The following is a 24,841-nucleotide window of genomic DNA, read 5'->3' as shown; positions in this document are numbered from 1 at the left end:
GGGCGCGGACCGCGGCCCGGCTCCAACCCCCGGCTCGCCCCGAGTTCGCGCGCCTGAGCCCCGTCAGGCCTTCAGGTCGGGCTTGTCGCCCATCACCACGACGGGGTGCAGCCGGGGGTCGAGGGTGCGCAGCAGGTACCGCATCGCCGACTCGGACTGGCTCACGCACGCCGACGTGCCGCTGCCGTGGTCCATGTGCAGCCAGATGCTGCCGCCCTTCGACTGGCCCTGCGGCCGGGTCGGGTCATTGGGCGCGGTGCCCTTGACCCGGTTGTAGTCGATGGCTATGACGTAGTCGAAGTCGTGCCAGTACGCCTTCTTCCAGTAGTGGGGCGCCTGGAAGGCCGCGGACCGGGTGTACGGCAGCTTGGCCCCCGGGGCGGCGAGGACGCCGCCCGCGTCGCTGAGCGTGAAGACCCCCACCGGGCTGCGCAGATCGCCCTCGTGATGGTCCGTCGTCCAGCCCTTCCGCCCGTTGTGCGCCGCCCAGGAGCGCTCCTGCTTCCAGACGGCGCCGTGCTTGGTGAAGAGGGCGACGGTGGAGTCGGGGGAGTTCTTCCCCGCGCCGTACACCGCGACCACCTGGCGGGAGCCGGCCGGTACCTGCCGCCACAGCCGGTCCCCGATGCCGGGGACGCGCTTGAGGGCCGTCTTCCGCGGCTGTGTGTCGTCCGACTTGCCCCGCGACCCGGCACTCCCGTGGTCCGAACTGCCGCACGCCGCCACCGACATCACCAGCAGCCCAGCGAGGACCCCGCCCAACCCTGCCCGTGCCGAACCTCTTCTCCGCATGGGGTCCATGGTCGCAGACCGCCGCGAACGCGGCCGTACCGCCCTGTCCGGCACCGGCCAAACCAGCGCGCGGGCAGACCGGTTGGGGACGCGATGGGCTGGGTGAGGGGTGAGGGGGTGGGTCGGGGCGAGGGCAGCGGGCCAGGCGACGTCGGCGGGGCGGTCCGGGAGTTGGTCTCGACAGCGCCGGCGAGGGTTTCGGTGACGGCGACGGCGACGGCGACGGCGACTGCGACTGCGACGGCGATGGCGACCGCGACGGCGACGGCGATGGCGCCGGACCGGCCGGACATGACGTTGACGCGGTGAGGGCGAGGGTGTGGCCCCGGCTCGGCGGCCGTGCCCGGGGGCGGGGTCCTCGCATCGCGGTGACCCCGCGGGGCCGGGCCGGGACTGTCCGGCGGTTGGGCAGCGCGGGCACGCCGCACCCGGCTTCCCGTAGATTGAGGACGCCGGGAAGCACGGTGCCGGAACGCGCACGTGAAGGAGACGGACCGCAGGTGGCAAGGGTGAGGCAGGCCGTGGGCGAGGCCCGCAGGATCGTCGTCAAGGTGGGCTCCTCCTCGCTGACCACCGCCGCGGGCGGCCTGGACGCCGACCGCGTCGACGCGCTGGTCGACGTCCTCGCCAAGATCCGCAGCGGTGGGGAGAAGGAGATCGTGCTGGTCTCCTCCGGCGCCATCGCCGCGGGCCTCGCCCCTCTCGGTCTGCGCCGCCGCCCCAAGGACCTCGCGCGCCAGCAGGCCGCCGCCAGCGTCGGCCAGGGCCTGCTCGTCGCCCGTTACACCGCCTCCTTCGCCCGCTACGGCGTCCGCGTCGGCCAAGTCCTGCTCACCAGCGACGACATGAGCCGCCGCGCCCACCACCGCAACGCCTCCCGCACCCTCGACCAGCTGCTCGCGATGGGCGCCTTCCCGATCGTCAACGAGAACGACACCGTCGCCACCGACGAGATCCGCTTCGGCGACAACGACCGCCTCGCCGCCCTCGTCGCCCACCTCGTCCACGCCGACCTGCTGGTCCTCCTCTCCGACGTCGACGGCGTCTACGACGGCGACCCCAGCAAACCCGGCACCTCCCGGATCGCGGAGGTGAGGGGCCCGGAGGACCTCGCCGGCGTCGAGATCGGCAGCGCGGGCAAGGCGGGCGTCGGCACCGGCGGGATGGTCACCAAGGTGGAGGCCGCCCGGATCGCCGCCGCCGCCGGCATCCCGGTGGTGCTGACCAGCGCCGTCCACGCGGCCGAGGCCCTGGCCGGCGGCGACACCGGCACCTACTTCCACGCCACCGGCAAGCGCTCCGCCGAGCGGCTCCTCTGGCTCCAGCACGCCTCCACCCCGCAGGGCGCCCTGATCCTGGACGACGGCGCGGTCGACGCGGTCGTCAAGCGGCGCACGTCGCTGCTGCCGGCCGGGATCGCCGCCGTCGAGGGCGAGTTCAGCGCGGGCGATCCCGTCGAACTGCGGGACACCACGGGCCGCGCGGTGGCCCGGGGACTCGTCAACTTCGACGCCAGGGAGATCCCCCTGCTGATCGGGCGTTCGACCCGGGAGCTGGCACGCGAGCTGGGCCCGGAGTACGAGCGCGAGGTCGTGCACAGGGACGACCTGGTCCTCCTGTACACCTGAGGCCCCCCGTCCCGCTCGTAAAACGGGGCGTACGGAACGACCCCGGTGGGGGACGTTCCGTAAAACCACCACGCGGAGCCCTGCGGCCTGCTCAACTTTGTCTGGGGGACATGTTGAAGGGGATGGGTTCCGTCAAGGGGCCGAGCGAGCCATACGAGCATGCGAGCCCGCGCGAGCCGTGCGCGCGTGCGTGCCATGCGTGATGCGTGAAGGAGGCCGTCGTGAGACGAGTGCGCCCGGGGGCGGCGTCCCGCGGTGCTCTGACGAGCGTCGCGGCCGGGGACACCTATGAGGAGCCCAAGGACCTGCCCAGGCTGTGGCACGTCACCCTCAGCGTCTCCGGGGAGAAGGTCCCCCTGCCCGAGCTGCGGCGGGCCCTTGAGCAGCTCGCCCACGATCACCCCTTCCTGCTGACCAGCAGATACGCGACCGATCACGCCGAGATCAGGTACTGGGAAGAGGCCCGCGACCTGCACGACGCCGCCGCGGTGGCACTGCGCCTGTGGGGCGAGCACCGGCAGAGCGCCGGCCTGCCGCCCTGGGAGATCGTCGGCCTGGAGGTCATCGACCGCGAGACCTACCACCACCGCATCGCCGAGGGCTACGGCCCCGCCCCGGCGACACCGGTGGGGGTGCACCCGTTCTGAGCCGGTTCCGGACGGGCCGGGGGCGCGACGATCCGGGTCCGGACGAGCGGATACCGGGTGCGTGCGCTGTGCCGGGGTGAGCGGGCGCCGGGTGCGTGTGCTGTGCCGGGGTGAGCGGTGCCAGGGGGTGCGCCGGGGCGGGGCGGGCCCGGGGCGGCCGTCCGGGTGCGGGCACCGGGTGGGGTGCGCCGTGCCGGGGTGGGCTCCCGGGCGTGCCCCGGCCGGGGAAGGTTCACCCCATTTGGGGTGTCTCGGGGTGTGGGACGACCGCTGAACCGCCGCGCCCCGCGCACTACCCTTCCCTCATGACCACGCTCTCGCCGTACGACTCGATGTCCCCGGTCACCCAGGCCGCCTACCGGGCCAAGGCCGCCGCCGCCGACCTCGCGCCGCTCCCGCGTGCCGTGAAGGACGACGCGCTGCTCGCCATCGCCGACGCGCTGGAGGTCCGGACCGCCGAGATCGTCGAGGCCAACGCCAAGGACGTGGCCAAGGCGCGGGAGAACGGCACCAGCGAGGCCATCGTCGACCGGCTCACCCTCACCCCGGAGCGGGTCCGCGCCATCGCCTCCGACGTCCGCGACGTCGCGAAGCTGCCCGACCCGGTCGGCGAGGTCGTCCGCGGCTCCACCCTGCCCAACGGCATCGACCTGCGCCAGGTCCGCGTCCCGCTCGGCGTCGTCGGCATCATCTACGAGGCCCGCCCGAACGTCACCGTGGACGCCGCCGCCCTCTGCCTCAAGTCCGGCAACGCCGTCCTGCTGCGCGGCTCGGCCTCCGCCTACGAGTCGAACTCCGCCCTCGTCCGGGTGCTCCGCGACGCCGTCGGCGGCGCCGGGCTGCCCGCCGACGCCGTCCAGCTCGTGCCCGGGGAGAGCCGTGACTCCGTCCGCGAGCTGATGCGCGCCCGCGGCCTGGTCGACGTCCTCATCCCGCGCGGCGGCGCCTCCCTGATCCAGACCGTGGTCAACGAGTCCACGGTCCCCGTGATCGAGACCGGCACCGGCAACTGCCACGTCTACGTCGACGCCCAGGCCGACATCGACACGGCCGTCGAGATCCTGATCAACTCCAAGGCCCAGCGGGTCAGCGTCTGCAACGCCGCCGAGACCCTCCTGGTCCACCAGGACATCGCCGCCGAGTTCCTGCCGCGCGCCCTGGACGCCCTCGCCGAGGCCGGCGTCACCGTCCACGCCGACGAGCGGGTCATGGCCTACGCCAAGGACTCCAAGGCCACCGTGGTCGAGGCGACCACCGAGGACTGGGAGACGGAGTACCTGTCGTACGACATCGCCGCCGCGGTGGTGGACTCCCTGGACAGGGCCGTCGAGCACATCCGGCTGTGGACCTCCGGCCACACCGAGGCCATCGTGACCACGTCCCAGCAGGCCGCCCGCCGCTTCACCCAGCTGGTCGACTCCACCACCGTCGCCGTGAACGCCTCCACCCGCTTCACCGACGGCGGCCAGTTCGGCTTCGGCGCCGAGATCGGCATCTCCACCCAGAAGCTGCACGCCCGCGGCCCGATGGGCCTGCCCGAGCTGACCAGCACCAAGTACATCGTCACCGGCGACGGACACGTCCGCCGCTGAGGTTCACCCGTCCGGCCGCGGGCCCGCCGCCCGCGCCCCGTCCCGGTAACCGCTCCGCGGCCCAGGTCCCCGAGGCGTCTCACCAGGCAGACGAATTTCCATACCGTCTGCCCAAATTGACCCCCCAGGTCTACTCTGGACGCGTGCCGGAGGACGTGGGGGGCACGCCGTTCCCTGACGGCTGGGAGCCCGACGACGACCACGACCACGGGGTGTCGGACGAAGAGTTCGCCTCCGTGGTCTTCGACGAGGCCTTCGTGCGGGCGGCCGCCTTCCACGAGCCGACCGCCGTGGAGCGCCTCCTGGCCGCGGCCGAGGCCAGAGCCGAGGCCTCCGAGGCCGAGGCCCGCCGCGCCCGCGCCCGCGGCGAGCGCTACGACGACGGCTACGGCCCCGAGGGCACCGCCTTCGGCCGGGATCACGACGATGACGAGCTGGACGACACCTACGTCGTCGGCGACCGCCACGGCCTCTTCGGCGCCTACGGCAAGCAGATCCGCTGGCACCGGCCCGTGGCCTGGCTCCTCGCCGTCGTGATGGGCATCGGCATGGTCGCCCTGGCCTTCGCCGCCGTCTACCGGGGAAGCTCCTCGGGCACCCGCGACCGCGTTCCCGCCCCCGCCTCCACCGGCCTGGAGCAGGGCGGCGCGCCCGTCCCCGGCACCGCCGCCGAGCACTCCCGGCCGGCCGTCTCGGCCATCCCGCCCTCCCCCTGAGCGCCCCGTCCGTTCTTGGTGAGAACCTGTCAGAAGTTGTGGCGCAGCGGGGCGTTTACCCGTGGCTCACGAGACCTACTCTGAAGGTATGGGCGGGCCTGGAGACCCACCGGAGGGGACACCCGAGGGCGGCCCCGGCGGTGCGGAGGACGAATACCGATCCGTCGTCTTCGACGAGTCGTTCGTCCGTGCTGCCCGCCTCCAGGAATTCTCCGCCGAGGAGCGGATGGCCGACCACGCCCCCGCCGTCCGCCGCCGCCCGCCCCTGCACCGGGGCCTCACCCGGCAGGCCCTCGTCCTCGTCCTGCTGATCGCCGTCGCCTTCGTCACCGCGATCTACATGGGCGTCCGCCACCCCTACGGCTCTCCGCAGACCCGGCGCCCCGTGGAATCCCTCAGGACGACCGTCATCCCGCTCGCCCCCCAGGGCAAGGTGCCCGGCGCCACCGACCCCGAGAGGCTCTACGCGCACAGCCCCGCCGCCCCGTACGAGGCCGGCGCCGAGGGCATCCCCCTGCCGGCCTCGCGCGGCACCGCCCACTTCTCCGACAGCCAGGTGGTGACCGCCCTCACCACCGCCAAGGACTACATCGTCAGCTCCTCGCTCTACCCCGAGGTGCTCAGCGGACGCGAGGTCCGCCCCGCCCGGGCCCTGATCGACTCCGACCAGCTCGAACAGTTCGACCAGAGCATCGACCACCCGGCGGCGGACGGCCGGCACGCGGCCACGGGCTGGGTGGTCCGCATCGACCCCGCCCGCGCCCAGCTGGCCGACGACAGGATCCGCGTCTTCGGCAGCCTGCACGCCGCCGAAGCCGACCCGGCGACCCTGGAGGTCACCGCCGACCACACCTTCGTCTACGCCCTGCGCCCCACCGGTGCCGCCGCCGGCGCCCCCGCCTCGCTCTTCACGGTCCGCCGCGAGGTGACCTTCCGCTTCGACCGCGACGACCTGCGCACCCACCAGGTCCAGCTGGCCGTGTCCTACGTCCAGGCGGGCCCCCTCGCCTGCGCGGAGGACGCCTCGGCCTACCTCCGCCCCCTCCTGGCCGGCCAGACGGCCCGCTCGGGCGGCCCCGCGGGCACCAACCCCTACGAGACGGACAGCGCCACGGCCCTGTGCGGAACGCTGGCCCCCGCGGCCCAGCCGAAGGTGTGAGGGGCGGGGGCGCGGGGAGAGGGGATGGCGCGGGGAGGGGGACGGCGCCTCCGGCCGTGGTTCTTCCCGCCGGCCTCCAGGCCGTGGCTCCCCCCGCCGGACCCGGCGCCTACGCCTCGCCGGCCTCGGGAGCGTCCCCCTTGGCCGGCGGCGGGCTCCGGAAGCCGTCGAAGCCCCGCCGGACCCGGCCGCCCAGGTCGCCCGCCCCGCCCGCGAGGTCCGTGACCAGCTTCATCAGCGGGTCCTTGGAGGTCTTCACATCGCTCGCGTAGCTGGCCGCCGACTCGCGGAAGGAGTCGCTGACGGAGGCGTCCCCGTCCTCGCTGCGCCGTGCGTAGTGCCCGTCCATGATCCGCTGGTAGTCCCGGGACTCGGCCCACTTCTTCAGCTCGGCGGCCCGCACGGTGGTGAACGGGTGCGAGCGGGGCAGCACGTTCAGGATCTTCAGCACCGAGTCGCGCAGATCGCCCCCGGAGTCGTACTCCTCGGCCTGCTCCAGGAACGCGTCCACGTTCATCTCGTGCAGATGGTTGCCGCCCGCGATCTTCATCAGCCCCCGCATCGAGGCCCGGACGTCCTGGCCCACCAGCAGACCCGCCCGGTCGGCGGACAGCTCCGACTTGCGGAACCACTCCCGCAGGGCCGTGACGATCGCCGTGATCGCGAGGCTGCCCAGCGGGATCCAGGCGACCTTCAGCGCGAGGCTCGTCAGGAACAGCAGGACCGTGCGGTACACCGAGTGCCCGGACAGCGCGTGCCCCACCTCGTGCCCGACGACCGCCCGCATCTCCTCCTCGTCGAGCAGCTCCACCAGCCCCGTGCTGACCACGATGATCGGCTCGTCCAGACCGATGCACATCGCGGTCGGCTGCGGATCCTGCGTGACGTACATCGGCGGGACCTTCGGCAGGTCCAGGATGTAACAGGCGTCCAGCAGCATGTCGTGCAGGTGCGAGAACTGCCGCTCGGAGACCCGCACCGAGTCGGACAGGAACAGCAGCCTGAGGCTCCGCTCCGGCAGCAGCCCGCTGAGCGCCTTGAAGACGGTGTCGAACCCGCTCAGCTTGCGCAGCGCGACCAGGGCCGAGCGGTCGGCCGGGTGCTCGTACGCGCGCGTGGATATCCCGGGAAAGCGCCTGCGCTGCCTGCTCGGCACCCGCTCGTGCCCCGCGTGCTGGTGGCCGTCGTCGGACATGTCTTCCCCCATGCGTGTGAGTGCCCACCGTGCCCCCGAGGCGGGGCCCAGCCTAGGCGGAGATACCTTGGACGGGCAGTACACGCGAAGGAGTCCACGTCATGGAGCACCACCCCGCAGCCGCCCGGCTGACCGAGGCCGCCACGAGCGCCGTCCAGCAGCACGGGTCAGGAAACCTGCTCCGCGTCGTACTGGTCGTGATGGTGCTCGGCTGTGTACTGACCGCGTGGTTCCTGTTGCGCGGCTACAAGCGGAAGGACGACTGACGAGCGGCGAAGGTTCCCCGCCGCCGGGCATCGCCCGCCCTCCCGCCATCCGAGCCGCCGCGCCCTCCGGTGCCAACGGCGGAGTCGGCGTGATCGCCGAACGGCCGCCCGCTTACGATGGGCCGACATCTTTATTCCGCCCACACGCGATAGGTCCTGCCGAAGATGAGCTTCCACAGCGCAGCAGCCCAGTTGGTCACCCTTGCCGCCGAGGGCGAGCAGCACGGCGGAAACCACAACAGTCTGAACCCGGCCCTCACCGGCGGCGGCGCCCTGTTCATCCTGCTCCTGCTGCTGTGGATCACCACGCGCTTCAACCGCGACCGCTGAGCGGGGAACCCGTCCCCGGCCGGACGTCCGAGGCCGGGCCGGTAGGGTCTGCACGCATGGGAGAGCAGGACATGCCTACCGGTCCGGCGCACGTGACCGCCGACGACACGGTGAAGCACCCGCAGCACGGACCGGGCAACGGCCCCGCCCACACGGGCAAACGGCGCCTGGGCGTCATGGGCGGAACGTTCGACCCGATCCACCACGGGCACCTCGTGGCGGCCAGTGAGGTCGCCGCGCAGTTCCACCTGGACGAGGTGGTGTTCGTCCCCACCGGCCAGCCGTGGCAGAAGTCCCACCGCAAGGTCTCCCTGGCCGAGGACCGCTACCTGATGACGGTCATCGCGACCGCGGAGAACCCCCAGTTCTCCGTGAGCCGCATCGACATCGACCGCGGCGGGCCCACCTACACCGTCGACACCCTGCGCGACCTGCGCGCCCTCAACCCCGACACCGACCTCTTCTTCATCACCGGCGCCGACGCCCTCGCCCAGCTGCTGACCTGGCGCGACTCGGAGGAACTGTTCTCCCTCGCGCACTTCATCGGCGTCACCCGCCCCGGCCACAACCTCACCGACCCGGGCCTGCCGGAAGGCGGGGTCTCGCTCGTCGAGGTGCCCGCCCTCGCCATCTCGTCCACAGACTGCCGTGCGAGAGTCGCCAAGGGAGACCCCATCTGGTACATGGTGCCGGACGGAGTCGTGCGCTACATCGACAAGCGCGAGCTGTACCGCGGCGAGTGAGCCGAGAGGGGCACCGGTGAACGACCGATACGACGCGGGCGACGCGGGCTACGGCGGCGGACCGTACGAAATCGTCGGCTACGACGAGTACGGCCGGCCCGTGTACGGGCAGGTCCCGGCACAGCAGGCTCCGCACTCCTCCCAGCAGGCGGCCTACGACCCGTACGCCCAGCAGCAGGGCTACGGCTACGACCCCTACGCCGCCGGCGGGCAGCCGCAGGCTCCCTCCTACGGCTCGTTCCCACAGCCGCAGGCCTACGACCCCTACGGCACCCAGGCCCCGTACGACCCGTACGCCACGGGCAGCCAGGAGACCACGGGGTACGACCCCTACGGGCAGGCGGCGAGCAGCGGACAGCAGCCCCGGGTCGCCGAGCAGACCGCCTACATTCCGCAGCAGGCCGGCCCCGCGGAGAACACCCAGGTCCCGGAGAACACCTACGTCCCGGAGAACACCCACGTCCCGCAGGACACCCGGACGCCGGGGGACGACGATCCCGCCACGGACGAACCGGACCACCACACCGAGCAGTTCGCCTTCGTCGAGGAGCCCGACGGCGACTCCGAGGACGTCATCGACTGGCTGAAGTTCACCGAGAACCGCACCGAGCGCCGCGAGGAGGCCCGCCGCCGCGCCCGCAGCCGCGTCATCGCCCTTCTCGTCGTCCTCGCCCTCGTCGCGGTCGGCGGTGTCGGCTACCTCTGGTTCGCCGGGAAACTGCCCGGCCTGTCCTCGTCCGGCGGCAAGACCGGCACCGCCACACCGGTCACCGCCCAGAAACGCGACGTGATCGTCGTCCACCTGCACAACACCGGCAAGAGCGGCACCTCCACGGCGCTGCTGGTCGACAACACCACCACCAAGCAGGGCACCACGGTCCTGCTGCCCAACTCCCTCGCGCTGACCGACGACGACGGCTCGACCACGACCCTCGCCAAGTCCGTCGACGACGACGGCGCCTCCGGCACCCGCGACCAGCTCGACACGGTCCTCGGCACCAGCATCCAGGGCACCTGGCGCCTCGACACCCCCTACCTGCAGAACCTCGTCGAACTCGTCGGCAACATCGAGATCGACACCGACACCGACGTGCCCGACCCGAGCACCAAGAAGAAGGGCACCGCCCCGCTCGTCCACAAGGGCAAGGGCCAGACCCTCAGCGGCAAGATGGCCGTCGCCTACGCCACCTACCGAGCCGCCGGCGAGTCCCAGAACGCGCAGCTCGAGCGGTTCGGCCAGGTCATGCAGGGCGTGCTGCGCAAGATGTCCTCCGACCCGTCGTCCGCCACCACGACCGTGCAGACCCTCGCGCAGATCCTCGACCCGCCGCTCACCGACAAGGACCTCGGCGGCTTCCTCGCCAAGCTCGCCGACCTCGCCAAGAGCGGCGACTACAGGACCGCCCTGCTGCCCGTGCGGTCCGACGGCACGCTCACCGCGCAGACCAGCGACAGCGTGGTGAAGGACATCCTCGGCGGCACTGCCAAGAGCCCCGACGCCGGCTCCTCGGTCCGGGTCTCCGTCCAGAACGCCACCGGTGTGAAGGACGACACGGAGAAGGCCCGCGTGGTCCTCCTCAACGGCGGCTTCACCTTCCTGGAGGGCGGCACCGCCTCCGGCACCCAGGCCGCCTCGAAGGTGCTGTACGCGGACGCCGCCGACAAGGCCAACGCCGCCGAGGTCGCGAAGACGCTGGGGCTGCCCGCCGGCTCCGTGGCCAAGGGAAGCGTCTCCTCCGGCGCCGACGTCTCGGTGATCCTCGGCGGCGACTACAAACCGTCCTCCTCCTGACTCCGGGCCGCCTCCGGACGGGAGCGCGGGCGGGGGCACCCCACGTGATGCCGTCATCACGTGGGGTGCGCCCGGCCGTCCGTGAGACCCTTGATGACAAAAGACCGCCGACGGAAAGCCACGTAGTGACCGCCACCGACCGTTCCCTTGAGCTCATCCACACCGCCGCCCAAGCGGCGGCCGACAAGCTCGCCCACGACGTCATCGCCTACGACGTGAGCGACGTGCTGTCGATCACGGACGCCTTCCTGCTGGCGTCCGCGCCGAACGACCGCCAGGTCAAGGCCATCGTCGACGAGATCGAGGAGCGCCTCCTGAAGGACCTCGGGGCCAAGCCGGTCCGCCGCGAGGGCGACCGGGAGTCCCGCTGGATCCTGCTCGACTACGTCGACATCGTCGTCCACGTCCAGCACAGCGAGGAGCGCGTCTTCTACGCCCTGGAGCGGCTGTGGAAGGACTGCCCCGAGCTGGAGCTGCCCGCCGACGCCAAGGCCACCCGCGGCAAGGCGGAGGAGCACGCCAGGGCGCAGGCCGCCGAGGCCGACCAGGAACCGGGCGGGGCTTGGTGATGAGCGCCACCGGCGAGGTGACCGACCGCAAAAGCCGGGGCCGCCGCATCATCCTGTGGCGGCACGGCCAGACGGCCTGGAACCTGGAGCGCCGCTTCCAGGGCACCACGGACGTCGAGCTGACCGAGACGGGCATCGGCCAGGCCCGTCGCGCCGCCAGGCTGCTCGCCTCCCTGCGGCCCGACGCGATCGTCTCGTCCGACCTGCGGCGGGCCGCGCACACGGCCGCCGAGCTGGCCGCCCTCACCGCCCTCGAAGTCACCCACGACGGGGGGCTGCGCGAGACCTACGCGGGCGTCTGGCAGGGGCTGACGCACGAGGAGATCATCGCCCGGCACGGTGAGGAGTACGCCGCCTGGAAGCGCGGCGAGGCGGTCCGCCGCGGCGGCGGCGAACTGGAGACCGAGGTCGCCGACCGCGCCGCCCCCGTCGTGCTGCGGCACGCCGAGAAGCTGCCCCAGGACGGCACGCTCGTCGTCGTCAGCCACGGCGGCACCATCCGCACCACGATCGGCCGGCTCCTCGGCCTGGAGGCCCGGCACTGGGAGAGCTTCGGCGGGCTCTCCAACTGCTGCTGGTCCGTGCTCGGCGAGGGCGCCCGCGGCTGGCGCCTGCTGGAGCACAACGCGGGCACCCTCCCGGAGCCCGTCCTCGGCGACGACGACTGACCGTCCCGAGCCCCCCGGCCCCGGATTTCACTTTCCGGCAGGTCACAGGCTAAAGTTCTTCTTGTTCGCCCCGCCGAGCGGGAAGAACGCAAGGGGCTATAGCTCAGTTGGTAGAGCGCCTGCATGGCATGCAGGAGGTCAGGAGTTCAATTCTCCTTAGCTCCACTGATCGACACTCTGTTGAGTTGTCAAAGATCGGTTGATGAGGATCCCGTCCCCGCAGGGGGCGGGATTTTCTGCGTTCCGCTGCCGTCAGGTGTTCAGGGCCGACGGCCGCAGCCGCTCTCTCCGCTCCCGCAGCGCCGCGGTCTTCGCCCGCGTCTCCTCGTCCTCCGGCGTGTAGACCACGATCCGGCACTCGGGCATCCCGTCGATGGACAGCGACTGCGAGGTCATCCGCATCTCGCCCACCGCGGCGTGGCGGAGCACCTTCACCCGGGGGCCGGGAGTCACCACCTCACCGCTCGCCCACAGCTCGCCGAACCAGGGGCTCGCCGCCGACAGCCCGCGTATGTACTCCTCCCACGGCTGCTCGCCCACGTGTCTGCCGTAGGCCGCCCGCAGGGTCGCCACCATCAGCGGCAGCTCCCTCTCCCGGTGCATCAGCGGACTGAGCGGGTCCGGCAGCGTGAACAGCGTCCACAGCACGTTCGGCACACCGGTCGCGAGGGTCTCGGGGACCAGGAAGAGGTCCCGGTAGGCCGCGTTGGTGGCCAGGACGTCGTACCGCGCGTTGTAGACCGTCGCCGGCATCGGATCGAGGGCGTCGATGATGCCCTGCACCTTCGGGTTGATCCGCCGGGTCAGCCCCTCGGGGTCCGGCTCGAACGGCACCTCCGCGAGCCGGTACAGGTGCTCCCGTTCCGGCGGTTCGAGCCGCAGCGTCCGCGCCACCGCGTCCAGCACCTGCGGCGAGGCGTTGATCGGCCGGCCCTGCTCCAGCCACGTGTACCAGGTCACGCCGACGCCCGAGAGCTGGGCCACCTCCTCCCGGCGCAGCCCGGGAGTGCGCCGCCGCAGACCCGGCGGCATCCCCACGTCGGCCGGTGTGACCCGGGCCCGCCTGCCGCGCAGGAAGGCCGCCAGTTCGGGCCTGCGCCGCTGTGTCCTCGTCCCCATCGTCATCCCCCGTCGTCCCCGTCTCATCGTCGGCACCCGGAACCGCTCCTGCCAGGTGCGGGCAGTACCAGCATCGGCAGGCACTCGGCACCGGTACCCGCCCGTCGTCACGCTCGACGCCATGACGACGACATCCCGTACCGGTCCGGGCGCCGGGCCCGTCCCGAATCCTGCCCACAGTGAAGCACTCGCCACTGACAGTGACGCCCCCGGCGTCCAGCGGACCGTCTCACCCGTCACGGACAGTGAAGCACCCGCCACTGACAACCGGCACCGGCTGCTGCTCGGCGTGCTGCTGGCCGCCCTGTTCATGGCGGCCCTCGACGTCTTCATCGTGAACGTCGCCGCCCCCACGATCGGTTCCGGACTGCACGCCTCCGGCGCCGACCTGCAACTGGTCATCGCCGGCTACACCATCACCTACTCCGTGCTCCTGGTCACCGGCGCCCGGCTCGGCGACCGGCTCGGCCACGGCCTGGTCCACGTCGCCGGACTGGCCCTGTTCACCGCGGCGTCGCTCGCCTGCGGACTGGCGCGGGGCTCGACCGAGCTGATCGTGTTCCGGCTGGCGCAGGGCGCCGGCTCGGCGCTGATGATCCCGCAGGTGCTCAGCCTCATCCAGCGCACCTTCACCGGCGAGGCCCGGGCCCGGGCGCTCGGTGCCTACTCGGCGGTCCTGGCCGTCGGCGCGGCGGCCGGGCAGGTCGCCGGCGGGCTGCTGGTCAGCGCCGACCTGTTCGGCATGGGCTGGCGACCGGTGTTCCTGGTCAACGTGCCGGTGGGAGCGCTGCTGCTCGTGCTGGGCCGGCGGGTCCTGCCGCCGGGCCGGGCCGGCGGGCGCGAGCGGGCCCGGGCGCTCGACCTGCCGGGACTGGTCCTGCTCGGCGCCGCCGTGTCGCTGCTGACGGTGCCGCTGGTGCTCGGGCAGGAGGAGGACTGGCCGCTGTGGTCCTGGCTGTCGCTGGCCGCGGCCGCCGTGCTGTTCACCCTGTTCTGCGGCCACGAGTCCCGGCTGGCCCGGCGCGGCGGCGCCCCGCTCCTCACGCCCCGGGTGCTGCGGCATCCCGGCATCGGTCTCGCCGTCGTCCGCGTCCTCGCCGTGATGTCGGTCAACGCCGGCTTCCTGTTCGCGCTGACCCTGCACGTCCAGGGCGGCCTCGGCCACAGCGCCCTGCGGGCCGGACTGGGTTTCGCGCCGACCGCGGCCGTCTTCGGCGCCGTCAGCCTGACCTGGCGGAAGTGGCCGGCCGCCTGGCAGCGGGCCCTCGTGCCGGCCGGGTTCGCGCTCACCGCGGTGTCCGTCGCCGTCGTCGGGCTCGCCTTCCACGGCGGCGGTGACGGGGGAGCGGTCCTGTACACGGGGTACGCGGGCACGGGGGCCGGACTGGCGCTGGCCTTCAGCCCGACGCTCACCGGGGCCCTGGCCACCGTGCGGCCCGAGGACGCGGCGGACGCCAGCGGTCTGCTGGCGACGGTCGCGCAACTCGGTCAGCTGATCGGCGTCGCGGCCTTCGGCACGCTGTTCCTGAACCGGCTTGAGTCGTTCGGGGCGCTGCGCCCGTATCCCTCGGCGGAGGCGTTCTCGGTCTGCGCCTGGGCCCTGGCCGCGACGGCCGCGGTGGGAGCCGTGTCCGGACTGGTACTGAGGCGTCGCTGACCGTATCGGTCCGGTCGTGGCAGAATCAAACGGCCGGAAGGGGGCGCGGCCCGACGGGAGGGAGTAGCGATGCCTGCGAGCATCCTTGAGGAGGGCGGCCACCTCCTCGGTGCGGCGTTAATACGGGACACGACCACCCGGCTGAGCTGCCCTTCCTGCGGTTCCGCGCATGTGGCGCAGGTCCTCGGCGACAACGGCGGAATTTCCTACGTGTGCACGGCCTGCGGCCACAGCTGGAGCTGATCGATGGGTGCACACAGGCGAAAGTGCGACTGGTGCGGGAGCGGTACCCCGATCGTGCGGGACATGGAGCCGATCAATCCCGATTACCAGTACTGGTGCGAGGAATGCGCGCGGGCACTGATCATAAAAGGCGACCCGATCGAGACGTACCGGGAGCTGGAGGGCGAGCCGATCTACGGCCGTCTCCTGGAGGAGCACTGCACGCTCAAGCGGTTCTACCAGTTCGTCACGGCTTGACGCGGACCCCGCCCGGTCCGGCCTTCGGCAACGATGTCCGGGCCAGTGCGAGGAACACGGCGCCCGCGCCCGTGTAGACGGCCGACAGCGCCAACTGCGCGGCCGATTGGTGCAGTTCCGGCCGTCCGGTTCCGTGCGGCACCCACCACGGGGCGTAGGAGCAGAACACCAGCACGGCCCCCAGGGCCGCCGCCCGCTGCCCGCGCGTCCACAGCAGCAGCGCCAGCGGCACGCACCACACCCAGTGGTGGGTCCAGGAGACCGGGCTGATCAGCAGGGCGGTGACCGCGCAGACGCACACCGCCCAGGCCCGCTGCCCCCGCAACTCCGCCCGGACGGCCAGGGCGAGGCCCAGGACGGCCACCACGGCCGCACAGGCCGTCCAGAGCGCTCCCGGCTCGGGCGTGTGCAGAAGGCGCGCCAGGACGCCGCGCAGGGCCTGATTGGCGGTGTCCTCGGCGCGCCCGACCCGGCTCGCACGGAACAGCGCCCGCGTCCAGAACCGCCGGGAGTCGTACGGCAGGACGGCCGCCGCCAGCAGCGTCGCCCCGGCGAACGCGACGGCCGCCCCGCGCGCGTGCCGCAGCCATGGCTCGCCCTGACCGCCCCTCAGACGGGCCACCACCCCCGTGGCCAGCAGGAACACGGGGAACAGCGCGGGTGTCAGCTTAACCGCGGCGGCCAGCCCGAGGCCCATGCCCGTCCAGCGGTCGAACCCGCCGGCCGGGCGGCGGGTCAGGTCCCACAGCACCAGGACGGCCAGCAGCAGGTTGATCTGGCCGTAGCGCACCGTCGTCCACACCGGCTCGCACCACACGGCGGACGCCGCGACCCACCACACGGTCTCCACGCGCGCGTGGCCGACGAGTTTGAGCGACAGCCGGACGAAGACCACCAGCAGCGCGAGGTTCCCGGCCGTCGCCAGTTCCCGCAGCAGCGCGGTGTCCAGCAGGGGCAGCGGCGTGAACAGCAGGGCCGCGAAGGGCGGGTAGGTGGTGGGCAGGCGCGCGGCCGTCGCGCGCAGCGCGTACAGGTCGCCGCCGGCGCGCACCGTGGCGCCCTCCGCGCGGTAGACCATCAGGTCGATCATGGACACGTGCGCGGCCCGCTGAGCGGCCCAGAAGGCCGCGAAGGACACCAGGCACACGCCCAGCGCGACGGGGACCCCGCGGCGGGCTGAAGGCGACGCGATCATGGCCATGAAAACCGACATTAGCGGGCGAATCGGTGTGGAGCAGAAACCGATTTTGTGCTGCGCCCTCCTCCCTGTAATGTTTACGTCGTCGCCGGGGGAACCGGGCGAAACAACAGAACAAGGGGCTATAGCTCAGTTGGTAGAGCGCCTGCATGGCATGCAGGAGGTCAGGAGTTCAATTCTCCTTAGCTCCACAGAAGTCGAAGGCGGATCATCCTGACGGATGGTCCGCCTTCGGCGTGTTGCGACGCCGCGACCGGGCGAAGGGGGCGGGCCGCCCGTACGGTGGCCCGCCCCCTTCGCGTGTCCTCAGCGGCCGAGCGCGCGCCGGCCGCGGCCCTGGGAGAGGACCGGCAGGTTGCGCGACGGCGCCTGCCCGCGCGTGTCCTCCTCGAGGCGCAGGGCCAGCGCCGGGCAGCGGCGCACCGCGCGCAGCGCCTTGGCCTCCGCGTAGCGCGGCACCTGCGCCTGGGCCACCGTCGGGAAGCCGTCGGCGCCGAGCTCGAACACCTCCGGCAGGATGTCCGCGCACAGCCCGTGACCCCGGCAGAGCGTCCAGTCGACGTAGATCTTCTGGCGGCTGGCGCCGGCCTCCGCGGGCTCTCCGCCGCCCGGCACGCCCGTAGGGGCCCTGCCCCCCTCGAAGAGCGGCAGCACGCCCTCCACGGGCCGTCCGCAGCCGTTCCCGAGGACGTGCGCGGCCAGGTCGTCCGTGAACGCCTTGATGGTCGACTCCAGGAACATCGCCGAGCCGTCCGGGTGCGAACACGCACCGCGCCGCTTCACGTTCTTCGCGACCTGCTTCAGCGCCTCCAGGGCGGCCGGCCCGCCGCCGTTCAAAATGTCCTCCAGCCCGCGCGCGGCGGCGGGCAGTCCCAGGTAGCAGGGCCCGCACTGGCCCGCGCTCTCCTCGGCCAGCCACTGCGCGACCCGCAGCGACTCGCCCAGCGGGCACGTCTCCTGGCTGATCGGCAGGATCGCGCCCGCGCCCAGCGAACCGCCCACCGCGTCCAGCGAGTTGCGGGAGACGATCGCCTCGTCGACGGTCGCCGCGTCGATCCACTTGCCGTGGTAACCGCCGGTCAGCACGCCCTGCGGCACCGGCGGGGCGCCGGCCAGTTGCAGCACGTAGCGCAGCGGCACGCCCGTGGGCACCTCGATCACCATGGGACGGGCCACCGCGCCGGACACCGTGAGCATCACCGTGCCCGGCTCGTCGTACAGACCGGTGTTGCCGTAGCGCTCCGGGCCGATGCGGGCCGCGATGGCCAGCTGCGCGAACGTCTCCGCGTTCGACAGCAGCGTGGGCGCGCCGCCGACGCCGCTCTGCGAGGCGCTGACCTTGCGGCCGGGCGGGATCGCCGGCCCGCCGTCGACGGAGCGGATCAGCGAGGCGGCGGCGCCGGTGACCATGCGCACCGGATTGCGCTGCACCCACGCGCGCAGCGCCGATCTGCGGCTGTTGCTCAGTCCGCGTTCGGCGAGCGCCGCCTCCATGGAGCGCTGCGTGGACTCCCGGGTGACGCCGATGACGAGCGTGCGCGCGCCGAGCGCCTCGGCGCACAGCAGCGCGCCGTCGAGGATGAGGTGCGGCGCGCGGTTGATCAGCACCGTGTCCTTGCGGCAGGCCGGCTCGTCCTCGCTGCCGTTGACCACGACGACCGGCCGCACCCCGCGCTTGATCGCCGCCTCGGCGACCGAGCGCAGCTTCTTGTGGAAGGGGAAGCCGGCGCCGCCGCGGCCCTTGAGGTTGATGCGCTCGGCGAGCTGGGCGAGCTGTTCGCCGCCCAGCGGGTCGAGCGGCCCGTGCACCTTCAGGTGCATGGCCAGATCGAGCCGCTCCACAAGGTCGAAGCCCGACGTGAGCTGGGGAAGCCCGACCACGCGGACTTCGGGGACGTCGGGCAGGGCCTCGTTCACTTAAAGCCTCCGGAAGGCGTGTTCCAGGGTTCGCCCGAGCCCGGTGTCTCGTAGGACGAGCCGGGCAGCGTTTCGGTGGCGGGACCGCTGCTGAACGTGTCACCCGGGTTGTACGCGCCGTAGAGGCCGTTTGTCTCACCGGTGTCGTACACGTCACTTCCGCCGTATCCGGGTGTGCCCGGATTGCCGTAGACCGGGATGGTGTATCCGGTGTCCTGGAGCGGGTCGTACGCGGACGGCGGGGCCTCGCCGACCGGCGGCGGGGACGGGATCGGCCAGCTGCCCGAGGTGCTGGAGGGGCCGTCCACGCGCGGGACGGCCTCCGTGGGCCGCAGGTCCACCGGCACGTCCATGCGGGCGGTCTGGTCGGCCGTGTACGGCTGCTGGGGGCGTCCGGGCGCGGAGACAGTGCGGTAGGCCGCCGCGAAGCCGGGCCCGGGCTCGCCGGCGGCGGCCGGGGTCTGGTAGAGCGGGGACGTCACCGTGTCGGCGGAGGCCATGCGCGGCTCGCGCCGGCTCTCGAAGCCGGGCAGTGCCGACTCGGCCACCCGCGAGCGGCTCGCGTCCAGCTCGTCGAGCCCGGGCCGCTCCGAGCTGCCGAACAGGGCCACCAGCCGGTCGGCGACCTTCCGCTTGACCGGGCGCGGCGCGGCGCGCAGCGCGAGGGCGCCCATCACGCCGAGCAGGGAGAGGCTGTAGAGGATCACGAAGACCGGCTTGGCCGAGCGACCCGCGTAGAGGCCGTGGACGAGCGCGGCGCACCAGGCCGGATAGGCCAGCATGTGCATGGCCCGCCAGCGGGCGGCGACCGGGGCCGGGGTGGCGAAATTGCTGCGCAGGGCGCCGGTGATGCCCACGAAGACCATCAGCAGGCCCGCGAGCGAGCCCAGTCCGATCAGGCCGGCGATTCCGGTGACGCCGAGCGAGAACGGAATGATCGCGGCGATCAGCTGGGTGTGGCCGAGCGCGATCTTCGTGGTGATGTGCAGCAACAGGAACGCGATCGAGGCGACCGCGGTCGTCCGGTGCACCGCCTGGCCGATGATCCGCTGCCGCGTGTTCAGGAAGATCCGGTCCTGGGCGAACAGGCCCCAGATCACCGAGCAGCTCAGCGAGACGAGGGACAGCACGCCCGCGCCGAAGTTCAGGAACTCGCGGAACTGGCTGCCTCCGATCAGCACGACCACGGGTATGAGCAGCAGGACGACAGCGGACGCCACCCCATAGGCCGAGCGGCCCGGTCTGGGGAGCGAACTGGTACTACGACGAGGGTTCATGGGGGCAACTCCGAGCAGTTTCGGGAAAGCGGTCCCGCTGCCGCACTCTAAGTGGCGCCATACCGATCAGTACGGGGTTTGAGTTATTGCGTTGTTATCAACGGATCATGCGACTGAGGGGAGGTGTCCCCTAGGGGACGTTACGCGAAGTAATCATTGGCCTTCGTTCAGTTCCGGCGGGCTTCGTGACATGTCCACCAGGGATACGGAAGCGCCTCGCGGCTTGCTCAAGGGCTGCGGTACCCTAACGCCATGCGTGCCGTACGCCTTCTGCTTAGCGGGCCGCGCTGATCAGTACCGACCCCGGTCCACCCGTGAGGTCGGCATCGGCGCGGCGTCCCCTCCTGTGCGAGGGGTTTTTTCGTTTCTTTGGATGTCACGCCCGCAGGCAGAGACGATCGATGGAGCTTTGAGGATCATGAGCGAGACGAACCCCGCTGCCACCGCCGCGTCGGCGGAGGCCGCGCCGCACCGCTACACGGCCGCCATGGCAGCCGAGATCGAGGCACGCTGGCAGGACTTCTGGGACGCGGACGGCACCTACGCGGCGGCCAACCCCACGGGCGACCTGGCGGGAGATCCGGAGCTGGTCGCCAAGCCCAAGAAGTTCATCATGGACATGTTCCCGTACCCCTCCGGTGCGGGCCTGCACGTCGGCCACCCGCTGGGCTACATCGCCACCGACGTCTACGCCCGGTTCCAGCGCATGACCGGCCACAACGTCCTGCACACCCTGGGCTTCGACGCCTTCGGCCTGCCCGCCGAGCAGCACGCCGTCACGACCGGCGAGCACCCGCGGATCACCACCGAGGCCGCCATCGGCAACATGAAGTCCCAGCTGCGCCGGCTGGGCCTGGGCCACGACAAGCGCCGGTCGTTCGCCACGATCGACCCGGACTACTACAAGTGGACCCAGTGGATCTTCCTGCAGATCTTCAACTCCTGGTACGACGAGGAGGCGCGCAAAGCCCGCCCGATCTCCGAGCTGATCGCACAGTTCGAGTCCGGTGAGCGCGCCGTCCCGGGCACCACGCGCGCGTGGAACGAGCTGACCCACACCGAGCGGGCCGACGTCCTGGGCGAGTACCGGCTGGCCTACGCCTCCGACGCGCCGGTCAACTGGTGCCCGGGCCTGGGCACCGTGCTGGCCAACGAGGAGGTCACCGCCGACGGCCGCTCCGAGCGCGGCAACTTCCCGGTCTTCAAGGCCAAGCTGCGCCAGTGGAACATGCGCATCACCGCCTACGCCGACCGGCTGCTGGAGGACCTGGAGGAGCTGGACTGGCCCGAGGCCATCAAGCTGCAGCAGCGCAACTGGATCGGCCGCAGCGAGGGCGCCCGCGTCGACTTCCCGATCGACGGCGAGCGCATCACCGTCTTCACCACCCGCCCGGACACCCTGTTCGGCGCGACCTACATGGTGCTGGCGCCCGAGCACCCGCTGGTCGAGAAGTTCACCCCCGAGGCGTGGCCCGAGGGCACGCACGAGGTGTGGACCGGCGGCCACGCCACCCCGGCCGAGGCCGTCGCCGCCTACCGCGCGCAGGCCGCCTCGAAGTCCGACGTCGAGCGGCAGGCCGAGGCCAAGGACAAGACGGGCGTCTTCACCGGCGCGTACGCGACCAACCCGGTCAACGGCGAGCAGGTCCCGGTCTTCATCGCCGACTACGTCCTGATGGGCTACGGCACCGGCGCGATCATGGCCGTGCCCGCGCACGACAGCCGCGACTTCGCCTTCGCGCGCGCCTTCGAGCTGCCGATCCGCTGCGTGGTCGAGCCGACCGACGGCCGCGGCACCGACGCGTCCACCTGGGACGACGCCTTCGTCTCCTACGACGCGAAGATCGTCAACTCCGACAGCGACGACGTGCGGCTGAACGGCCTGGGCGTGGTCGAGGCCAAGGCGCGCATCACCGCGTGGCTGGAGCGCGAGGGCATCGGCGAGGGCACCGTCAACTTCCGGCTGCGCGACTGGCTGTTCAGCCGCCAGCGCTACTGGGGCGAGCCCTTCCCGATCGTCTACGACGAGGACGGCGTCGCCCACGCGCTGCCCGAGTCGATGCTGCCGCTGGAGCTGCCGGAGATCGAGGACTACAGCCCGCGCACCTTCGACCCGGACGACGCCGACACCAAGCCCGAGACGCCGCTGTCGCGCAACGAGGAATGGGTCAACGTCACCCTGGACCTGGGCGACGGCCCCCGGAAGTACCGCCGCGAGACCAACACCATGCCCAACTGGGCCGGTTCCTGCTGGTACGAGTTCCGCTACCTGGACCCGCACAACGACCGCAAGCTGGTCGACCCGGAGATCGAGCGGTACTGGATGGGCCCGCGCGAGGGCCGGCCGCACGGCGGTGTCGACCTGTACGTCGGCGGCGCCGAGCACGCCGTGCTGCACCTGCTGTACGCGCGCTTCTGGTCCAAGGTGCTGTACGACCTGGGGCACGTCTCCTCCGCGGAGCCGTTCCACAAGCTGTTCAACCAGGGCATGATCCAGGCCTACGTCTACCGTGACAGCCGTGGCATCGCGGTGCCGGCCGCCGAGGTGGAGGAGCGCGACGGCGCCTACTACTACCAGGGCGAGAAGGTCAGCCGGCTGCTGGGCAAGATGGGCAAGTCCCTGAAGAACGCGGTGACCCCGGACGAGATCGCCGCCGAGTACGGCGCCGACACGCTGCGCCTGTACGAGATGGCCATGGGCCCGCTGGACGTCTCCCGCCCGTGGGACACGCGCGCGGTGGTCGGCCAGTTCCGGCTGCTGCAGCGGCTGTGGCGCAACGTCGTCGACGAGAACACCGGCGAGGTCACCGTCACCGACGCCGAGCCCGACGAGGAGACCCTGCGCGCCCTGCACAAGGCGATCGACGGCGTGCGCCAGGACCTGGAGGGCCTGCGCTTCAACACCGCCATCGCCAAGGTCACCGAGCTGAACAACCACCTGACCAAGGCCGGCGCCGCCGTGCCGCGGGCCGTGGCCGAGCCGCTGGTGCTGATGGTCGCCCCGCTGGCCCCGCACATCGCCGAGGAGCTGTGGCGCAAGCTGGGCCACACCGACTCGGTCGTCCACCAGGACTTCCCGGTGGCCGACCCGGCCTACGTCGTGGACGAGACCGTGACCTGCGTCGTGCAGATCAAGGGCAAGGTCAAGGCCCGGCTGGAGGTGCCGCCCGCCATCTCCGAGGAGGAGCTGGAGAAGGTCGCGCTGGCCGACGAGAAGGTCGTCGCGGCGCTGGACGGCGCGGGCATCCGCAAGGTGATCGTGCGGGCGCCGAAGCTGGTCAACATCGTGCCGGCGTAACCACCGGGGTCATATCACCGGCTCGGGGTAGTCCCCTACGGGCAGGTTCGGGGTTCTTCCGGAACTCCGCACCTGCCCGCTGCGTTTACCGTGGAGAGCACAGCGGCTCGTGCCGTGCCGGCCGGAGGAGGAGCGCCATGGAAGTCGTGCTGACCGTGTTCGCCCTGCTCTTCCTGCTGTTCGTCGCCCTGGGCGCGTACGCCACGGTCAAGGCGGTCGGCGCCGCCAAGCGCGGCGTGGACCGGACGATCGCACAGGCCCGCCGCACCGTCGAGGACCACACCCTGCGCGCCAAGTCCTTCGCGCAGCCCGGAGCCGCCGGGGAGATCGCCCAGCTACGGCTCGCGCTGCGCACGTCCATGCGCGCCACACAGGACGCGCTGCACGCGGGCGTGGCCGAGGACGAGTCGCTGAAGGAGTCCCTCGGCCTCTTCGAACGGCTCAGCGCGCACGGACACGAACTGGACGCCGACCTCAAGCGTCTGGAGTCCGAGCCGGACCGGGCCACGCTCACCGCGCGCCTGCCCGAACTGCGCAGCCGCACCGAGCGGATCACCAAGTCCGCGGACTCCCTGCGCTGGGCCGTCCGCGACCGGGCCCGCCGCTTCGCCGACGACGATCTGGGCACCCTCAGCGCGCAGATCCACGTCGAAGCGGACGCCCTGCGCCACTGGACGCGCGCCGAGCCCGGCCAGGCGCCCCCGCCGTGGCCCGAAGCGCCCGCCACGGCCGACGGCCGGACCACCGAACAGACCTGGCCCCAGGCGCCCGGGGCCCCCGCGGCCGAGGGGCCGGCTCCCGAGGCGATCGCCCCGCCGTCATGGCGCCCCACCGCCCGCTGGCAGAAGAAACCCCGCCCCGAAAGCACCACATGAGCGACCCGGACCCGGGCCGCGGGACAGGGGCCGGGCTGCCGAGTGGGCACTACGCCAGGTAACCTCCAGCTCATGTCCCGCCATGTCGCGATCGTTACCGATTCAACGGCCTACCTGCCGCCCCGGGCGATGGAGCGTCACGGCATCACCGCGGTCCCGCTGACCGTGGTTCTCGGCGACCAGGCACTGGAAGAGGGCACCGAGATCTCGACCCGCTCCCTGGCCCAGTCGCTGCAGAAGCGACGCCCCGTCACCACCTCCCGCCCCAGCCCCCAGGTGTTCGCGGAGACCTACCGCCAGGTCGCCGAGTCCGGCGCGTGCGGCATCGTCTCCCTGCACCTGTCCGCCGAACTGTCCGGCACCTACGACGCGGCGGTCCTCGCCGCGCGCGAGGCACCGGTGCCCGTGCGGGTGGTGGACACCGGAATGGTCGCGATGGCGCTCGGCTTCTGCGCGCTCGCCGCTGCCCAGGCCGCGGAAGCGGGCGGCACGGTGGACGAAGCCGTCACGGCCGCCGAGAAACGCGCCGACGGCACGTCCGCCTTCTTCTACGTCGACACCCTCGACTATCTGCGCCGCGGCGGCCGTATCGGCGCCGCGCAGGCACTGCTGGGCTCCGCGCTCGCCGTCAAACCCCTGCTCCAGCTGGACGGCGGCCGCATCGACCTGCTCGAGAAGGTCCGTACGGCGTCCCGGGCGATCGCGCGCCTGGAGGAGCTGGCCGCCGAGCGGGCGGGCGGCGCCGAGGTCGACATCGCCGTCCACCATCTCGCCGCCCCCGACCGTGCCGCCGCGCTCGCCGACCGGCTGCGGGCGCGCATCCCGGGCCTGGCCGACCTGCACGTCAGCGAGGTCGGAGCGGTCATCGGGGCGCACACCGGACCCGGGCTGCTGGGCGCGGTCGTCTCGCCCCGCTGACAGGG

Annotated in this window: 22 protein-coding genes and 2 tRNA genes; 18 read left to right on the top strand and 6 right to left on the bottom strand. The window is 72.2% G+C overall.

The window, feature by feature from the left end; genetic code table 11:
• Window positions 1-63 precede the first annotated feature (63 nt).
• On the bottom strand, window positions 64-792 hold the full coding sequence (locus ACZ5DC_RS08245) for a hypothetical protein (RefSeq protein ID WP_468650598.1): 729 nt from the start codon (window positions 790-792) through the stop codon (window positions 64-66).
• A 521-nt stretch (window positions 793-1,313) separates the two neighbouring features.
• Here ACZ5DC_RS08245 and proB point away from each other — a divergent pair.
• The 5 genes from proB to ACZ5DC_RS08220 all read left to right on the top strand — a co-directional run bounded on the left by proB (window position 1,314) and on the right by ACZ5DC_RS08220 (window position 6,534).
• Window positions 1,314-2,420, top strand: coding sequence for a glutamate 5-kinase (gene proB / locus ACZ5DC_RS08240; RefSeq protein WP_468651278.1), 1,107 nt, complete (start codon window positions 1,314-1,316; stop codon window positions 2,418-2,420).
• Between the two features lie 221 nt (window positions 2,421-2,641).
• Window positions 2,642-3,067 carry a hypothetical protein gene (locus tag ACZ5DC_RS08235; protein ID WP_103810746.1) on the top strand — a complete coding sequence of 142 codons (426 nt, stop codon included), beginning with the start codon at window positions 2,642-2,644 and terminating at the stop codon, window positions 3,065-3,067.
• 305 nt (window positions 3,068-3,372) lie between these two features.
• On the top strand, window positions 3,373-4,659 hold the full coding sequence (locus ACZ5DC_RS08230; RefSeq protein WP_171156412.1) for a glutamate-5-semialdehyde dehydrogenase: 1,287 nt from the start codon (window positions 3,373-3,375) through the stop codon (window positions 4,657-4,659).
• Window positions 4,660-4,802: 143 nt separating this feature from the next.
• Entirely contained in the window at window positions 4,803-5,375 is a 573-nt protein-coding gene (locus ACZ5DC_RS08225; protein ID WP_468650596.1) for an SCO2584 family spore wall biosynthesis protein, read from the top strand.
• 88 nt (window positions 5,376-5,463) lie between these two features.
• Window positions 5,464-6,534 carry an SCO2583 family membrane protein gene (locus ACZ5DC_RS08220; RefSeq protein ID WP_468650594.1) on the top strand — a complete coding sequence of 357 codons (1,071 nt, stop codon included), beginning with the start codon at window positions 5,464-5,466 and terminating at the stop codon, window positions 6,532-6,534.
• A 109-nt stretch (window positions 6,535-6,643) separates the two neighbouring features.
• Here ACZ5DC_RS08220 and ACZ5DC_RS08215 read toward each other — a convergent pair whose 3' ends face one another.
• Window positions 6,644-7,729, bottom strand: a complete 1,086-nt coding sequence (locus tag ACZ5DC_RS08215; protein WP_468651276.1) for a M48 family metallopeptidase — start codon at window positions 7,727-7,729, stop codon at window positions 6,644-6,646.
• A gap of 101 nt (window positions 7,730-7,830) precedes the next feature.
• Here ACZ5DC_RS08215 and ACZ5DC_RS08210 point away from each other — a divergent pair, with 101 nt between their 5' ends.
• The 7 genes from ACZ5DC_RS08210 (at window position 7,831) to ACZ5DC_RS08180 (ending at window position 12,262) form a co-directional block, all read left to right on the top strand.
• Window positions 7,831-7,995 carry a hypothetical protein gene (locus ACZ5DC_RS08210; protein WP_468650592.1) on the top strand — a complete coding sequence of 55 codons (165 nt, stop codon included), beginning with the start codon at window positions 7,831-7,833 and terminating at the stop codon, window positions 7,993-7,995.
• Between the two features lie 165 nt (window positions 7,996-8,160).
• Window positions 8,161-8,325 carry a hypothetical protein gene (locus tag ACZ5DC_RS08205; protein WP_014672678.1) on the top strand — a complete coding sequence of 55 codons (165 nt, stop codon included), beginning with the start codon at window positions 8,161-8,163 and terminating at the stop codon, window positions 8,323-8,325.
• A gap of 56 nt (window positions 8,326-8,381) precedes the next feature.
• The gene (gene nadD / locus ACZ5DC_RS08200; protein ID WP_468650590.1) at window positions 8,382-9,068 is read left to right on the top strand and encodes a nicotinate-nucleotide adenylyltransferase; all 687 of its coding nucleotides are present in this window, start codon (window positions 8,382-8,384) and stop codon (window positions 9,066-9,068) included.
• Between the two features lie 16 nt (window positions 9,069-9,084).
• Window positions 9,085-10,860 carry an LCP family protein gene (locus ACZ5DC_RS08195; protein WP_468650588.1) on the top strand — a complete coding sequence of 592 codons (1,776 nt, stop codon included), beginning with the start codon at window positions 9,085-9,087 and terminating at the stop codon, window positions 10,858-10,860.
• 125 nt (window positions 10,861-10,985) lie between these two features.
• On the top strand, window positions 10,986-11,429 hold the full coding sequence (rsfS, locus tag ACZ5DC_RS08190) for a ribosome silencing factor (protein ID WP_366755294.1): 444 nt from the start codon (window positions 10,986-10,988) through the stop codon (window positions 11,427-11,429).
• Window positions 11,429-12,097, top strand: a complete 669-nt coding sequence (locus ACZ5DC_RS08185; protein ID WP_468650585.1) for a histidine phosphatase family protein — start codon at window positions 11,429-11,431, stop codon at window positions 12,095-12,097. Before rsfS ends, ACZ5DC_RS08185 begins: the two co-directional genes overlap by 1 nt.
• Window positions 12,098-12,189: 92 nt before the next feature.
• Window positions 12,190-12,262 (top strand) — tRNA-Ala (locus tag ACZ5DC_RS08180).
• A gap of 87 nt (window positions 12,263-12,349) precedes the next feature.
• Here ACZ5DC_RS08180 and ACZ5DC_RS08175 read toward each other — a convergent pair.
• On the bottom strand, window positions 12,350-13,216 hold the full coding sequence (locus ACZ5DC_RS08175; RefSeq protein WP_468650583.1) for a helix-turn-helix transcriptional regulator: 867 nt from the start codon (window positions 13,214-13,216) through the stop codon (window positions 12,350-12,352).
• Window positions 13,217-13,508: 292 nt separating this feature from the next.
• On the opposite strand from ACZ5DC_RS08175, the gene ACZ5DC_RS08170 reads away from it, so the two are divergent.
• Window positions 13,509-14,873: an MFS transporter gene (locus ACZ5DC_RS08170; protein WP_468651274.1), complete on the top strand. Its 1,365-nt coding sequence runs from the start codon at window positions 13,509-13,511 to the stop codon at window positions 14,871-14,873.
• A gap of 246 nt (window positions 14,874-15,119) precedes the next feature.
• The gene (locus ACZ5DC_RS08165; protein WP_030653820.1) at window positions 15,120-15,353 is read left to right on the top strand and encodes a hypothetical protein; all 234 of its coding nucleotides are present in this window, start codon (window positions 15,120-15,122) and stop codon (window positions 15,351-15,353) included.
• Here the strand turns inward: ACZ5DC_RS08165 and ACZ5DC_RS08160 are convergent.
• Window positions 15,343-16,554: a glycosyltransferase 87 family protein gene (locus tag ACZ5DC_RS08160; RefSeq protein WP_468650581.1), complete on the bottom strand. Its 1,212-nt coding sequence runs from the start codon at window positions 16,552-16,554 to the stop codon at window positions 15,343-15,345. The two genes, ACZ5DC_RS08165 and ACZ5DC_RS08160, sit on opposite strands and share 11 nt — an antisense overlap.
• Before the next feature lie 115 nt (window positions 16,555-16,669).
• Between ACZ5DC_RS08160 and ACZ5DC_RS08155 the strand changes: the two genes are divergently transcribed.
• Window positions 16,670-16,742 (top strand) — tRNA-Ala (locus ACZ5DC_RS08155).
• A 115-nt stretch (window positions 16,743-16,857) separates the two neighbouring features.
• Here the strand turns inward: ACZ5DC_RS08155 and ACZ5DC_RS08150 are convergent.
• Both ACZ5DC_RS08150 and ACZ5DC_RS08145 read right to left on the bottom strand, forming a co-directional pair.
• Window positions 16,858-18,468 (bottom strand): NADH-ubiquinone oxidoreductase-F iron-sulfur binding region domain-containing protein, encoded by a 1,611-nt coding sequence (locus ACZ5DC_RS08150; RefSeq protein WP_468650579.1) that lies wholly within the window; start codon window positions 18,466-18,468, stop codon window positions 16,858-16,860.
• Complete coding sequence (locus ACZ5DC_RS08145) at window positions 18,465-19,745, bottom strand: cytochrome b/b6 domain-containing protein (protein WP_468650578.1); 1,281 nt, start codon at window positions 19,743-19,745, stop codon at window positions 18,465-18,467. Before ACZ5DC_RS08145 ends, ACZ5DC_RS08150 begins: the two co-directional genes overlap by 4 nt.
• 418 nt (window positions 19,746-20,163) lie before the next feature.
• On the opposite strand from ACZ5DC_RS08145, the gene leuS reads away from it, so the two are divergent.
• The 3 genes from leuS (at window position 20,164) to ACZ5DC_RS08130 (ending at window position 24,836) form a co-directional block, all read left to right on the top strand.
• Window positions 20,164-23,043, top strand: a complete 2,880-nt coding sequence (gene leuS / locus ACZ5DC_RS08140; protein ID WP_468650576.1) for a leucine--tRNA ligase — start codon at window positions 20,164-20,166, stop codon at window positions 23,041-23,043.
• Between the two features lie 137 nt (window positions 23,044-23,180).
• Window positions 23,181-23,918, top strand: a complete 738-nt coding sequence (locus ACZ5DC_RS08135) for a hypothetical protein (protein WP_468650574.1) — start codon at window positions 23,181-23,183, stop codon at window positions 23,916-23,918.
• A gap of 72 nt (window positions 23,919-23,990) precedes the next feature.
• Window positions 23,991-24,836 (top strand): DegV family protein, encoded by an 846-nt coding sequence (locus tag ACZ5DC_RS08130; RefSeq protein ID WP_468650572.1) that lies wholly within the window; start codon window positions 23,991-23,993, stop codon window positions 24,834-24,836.
• Window positions 24,837-24,841: the final 5 nt, after the last annotated feature.

The organism is Streptomyces sp. NPDC031445 (genome assembly GCF_055581365.1).
This window is presented reverse-complemented; position numbering and strand designations above follow the sequence as displayed.

What these genes read in the sequence shown, in the direction of transcription:
- ACZ5DC_RS08245 (WP_468650598.1), bottom strand. Translation starts at nt 792, where the DNA reads ATGCGGAGAAGAGGTTCGGCACGGGCAGGGTTGGGCGGGGTCCTCGCT.
- ACZ5DC_RS08230 (WP_171156412.1), top strand. Translation starts at nt 3,373, where the DNA reads ATGACCACGCTCTCGCCGTACGACTCGATGTCCCCGGTCACCCAGGCC.
- ACZ5DC_RS08220 (WP_468650594.1), top strand. Translation starts at nt 5,464, where the DNA reads ATGGGCGGGCCTGGAGACCCACCGGAGGGGACACCCGAGGGCGGCCCC.
- ACZ5DC_RS08215 (WP_468651276.1), bottom strand. Translation starts at nt 7,729, where the DNA reads ATGTCCGACGACGGCCACCAGCACGCGGGGCACGAGCGGGTGCCGAGC.
- ACZ5DC_RS08210 (WP_468650592.1), top strand. Translation starts at nt 7,831, where the DNA reads ATGGAGCACCACCCCGCAGCCGCCCGGCTGACCGAGGCCGCCACGAGC.
- ACZ5DC_RS08205 (WP_014672678.1), top strand. Translation starts at nt 8,161, where the DNA reads ATGAGCTTCCACAGCGCAGCAGCCCAGTTGGTCACCCTTGCCGCCGAG.
- nadD (WP_468650590.1), top strand. Translation starts at nt 8,382, where the DNA reads ATGGGAGAGCAGGACATGCCTACCGGTCCGGCGCACGTGACCGCCGAC.
- ACZ5DC_RS08185 (WP_468650585.1), top strand. Translation starts at nt 11,429, where the DNA reads ATGAGCGCCACCGGCGAGGTGACCGACCGCAAAAGCCGGGGCCGCCGC.
- ACZ5DC_RS08175 (WP_468650583.1), bottom strand. Translation starts at nt 13,216, where the DNA reads ATGGGGACGAGGACACAGCGGCGCAGGCCCGAACTGGCGGCCTTCCTG.
- ACZ5DC_RS08165 (WP_030653820.1), top strand. Translation starts at nt 15,120, where the DNA reads ATGGGTGCACACAGGCGAAAGTGCGACTGGTGCGGGAGCGGTACCCCG.
- ACZ5DC_RS08160 (WP_468650581.1), bottom strand. Translation starts at nt 16,554, where the DNA reads ATGGCCATGATCGCGTCGCCTTCAGCCCGCCGCGGGGTCCCCGTCGCG.
- ACZ5DC_RS08145 (WP_468650578.1), bottom strand. Translation starts at nt 19,745, where the DNA reads ATGAACCCTCGTCGTAGTACCAGTTCGCTCCCCAGACCGGGCCGCTCG.
- leuS (WP_468650576.1), top strand. Translation starts at nt 20,164, where the DNA reads ATGAGCGAGACGAACCCCGCTGCCACCGCCGCGTCGGCGGAGGCCGCG.
- ACZ5DC_RS08135 (WP_468650574.1), top strand. Translation starts at nt 23,181, where the DNA reads ATGGAAGTCGTGCTGACCGTGTTCGCCCTGCTCTTCCTGCTGTTCGTC.
- ACZ5DC_RS08130 (WP_468650572.1), top strand. Translation starts at nt 23,991, where the DNA reads ATGTCCCGCCATGTCGCGATCGTTACCGATTCAACGGCCTACCTGCCG.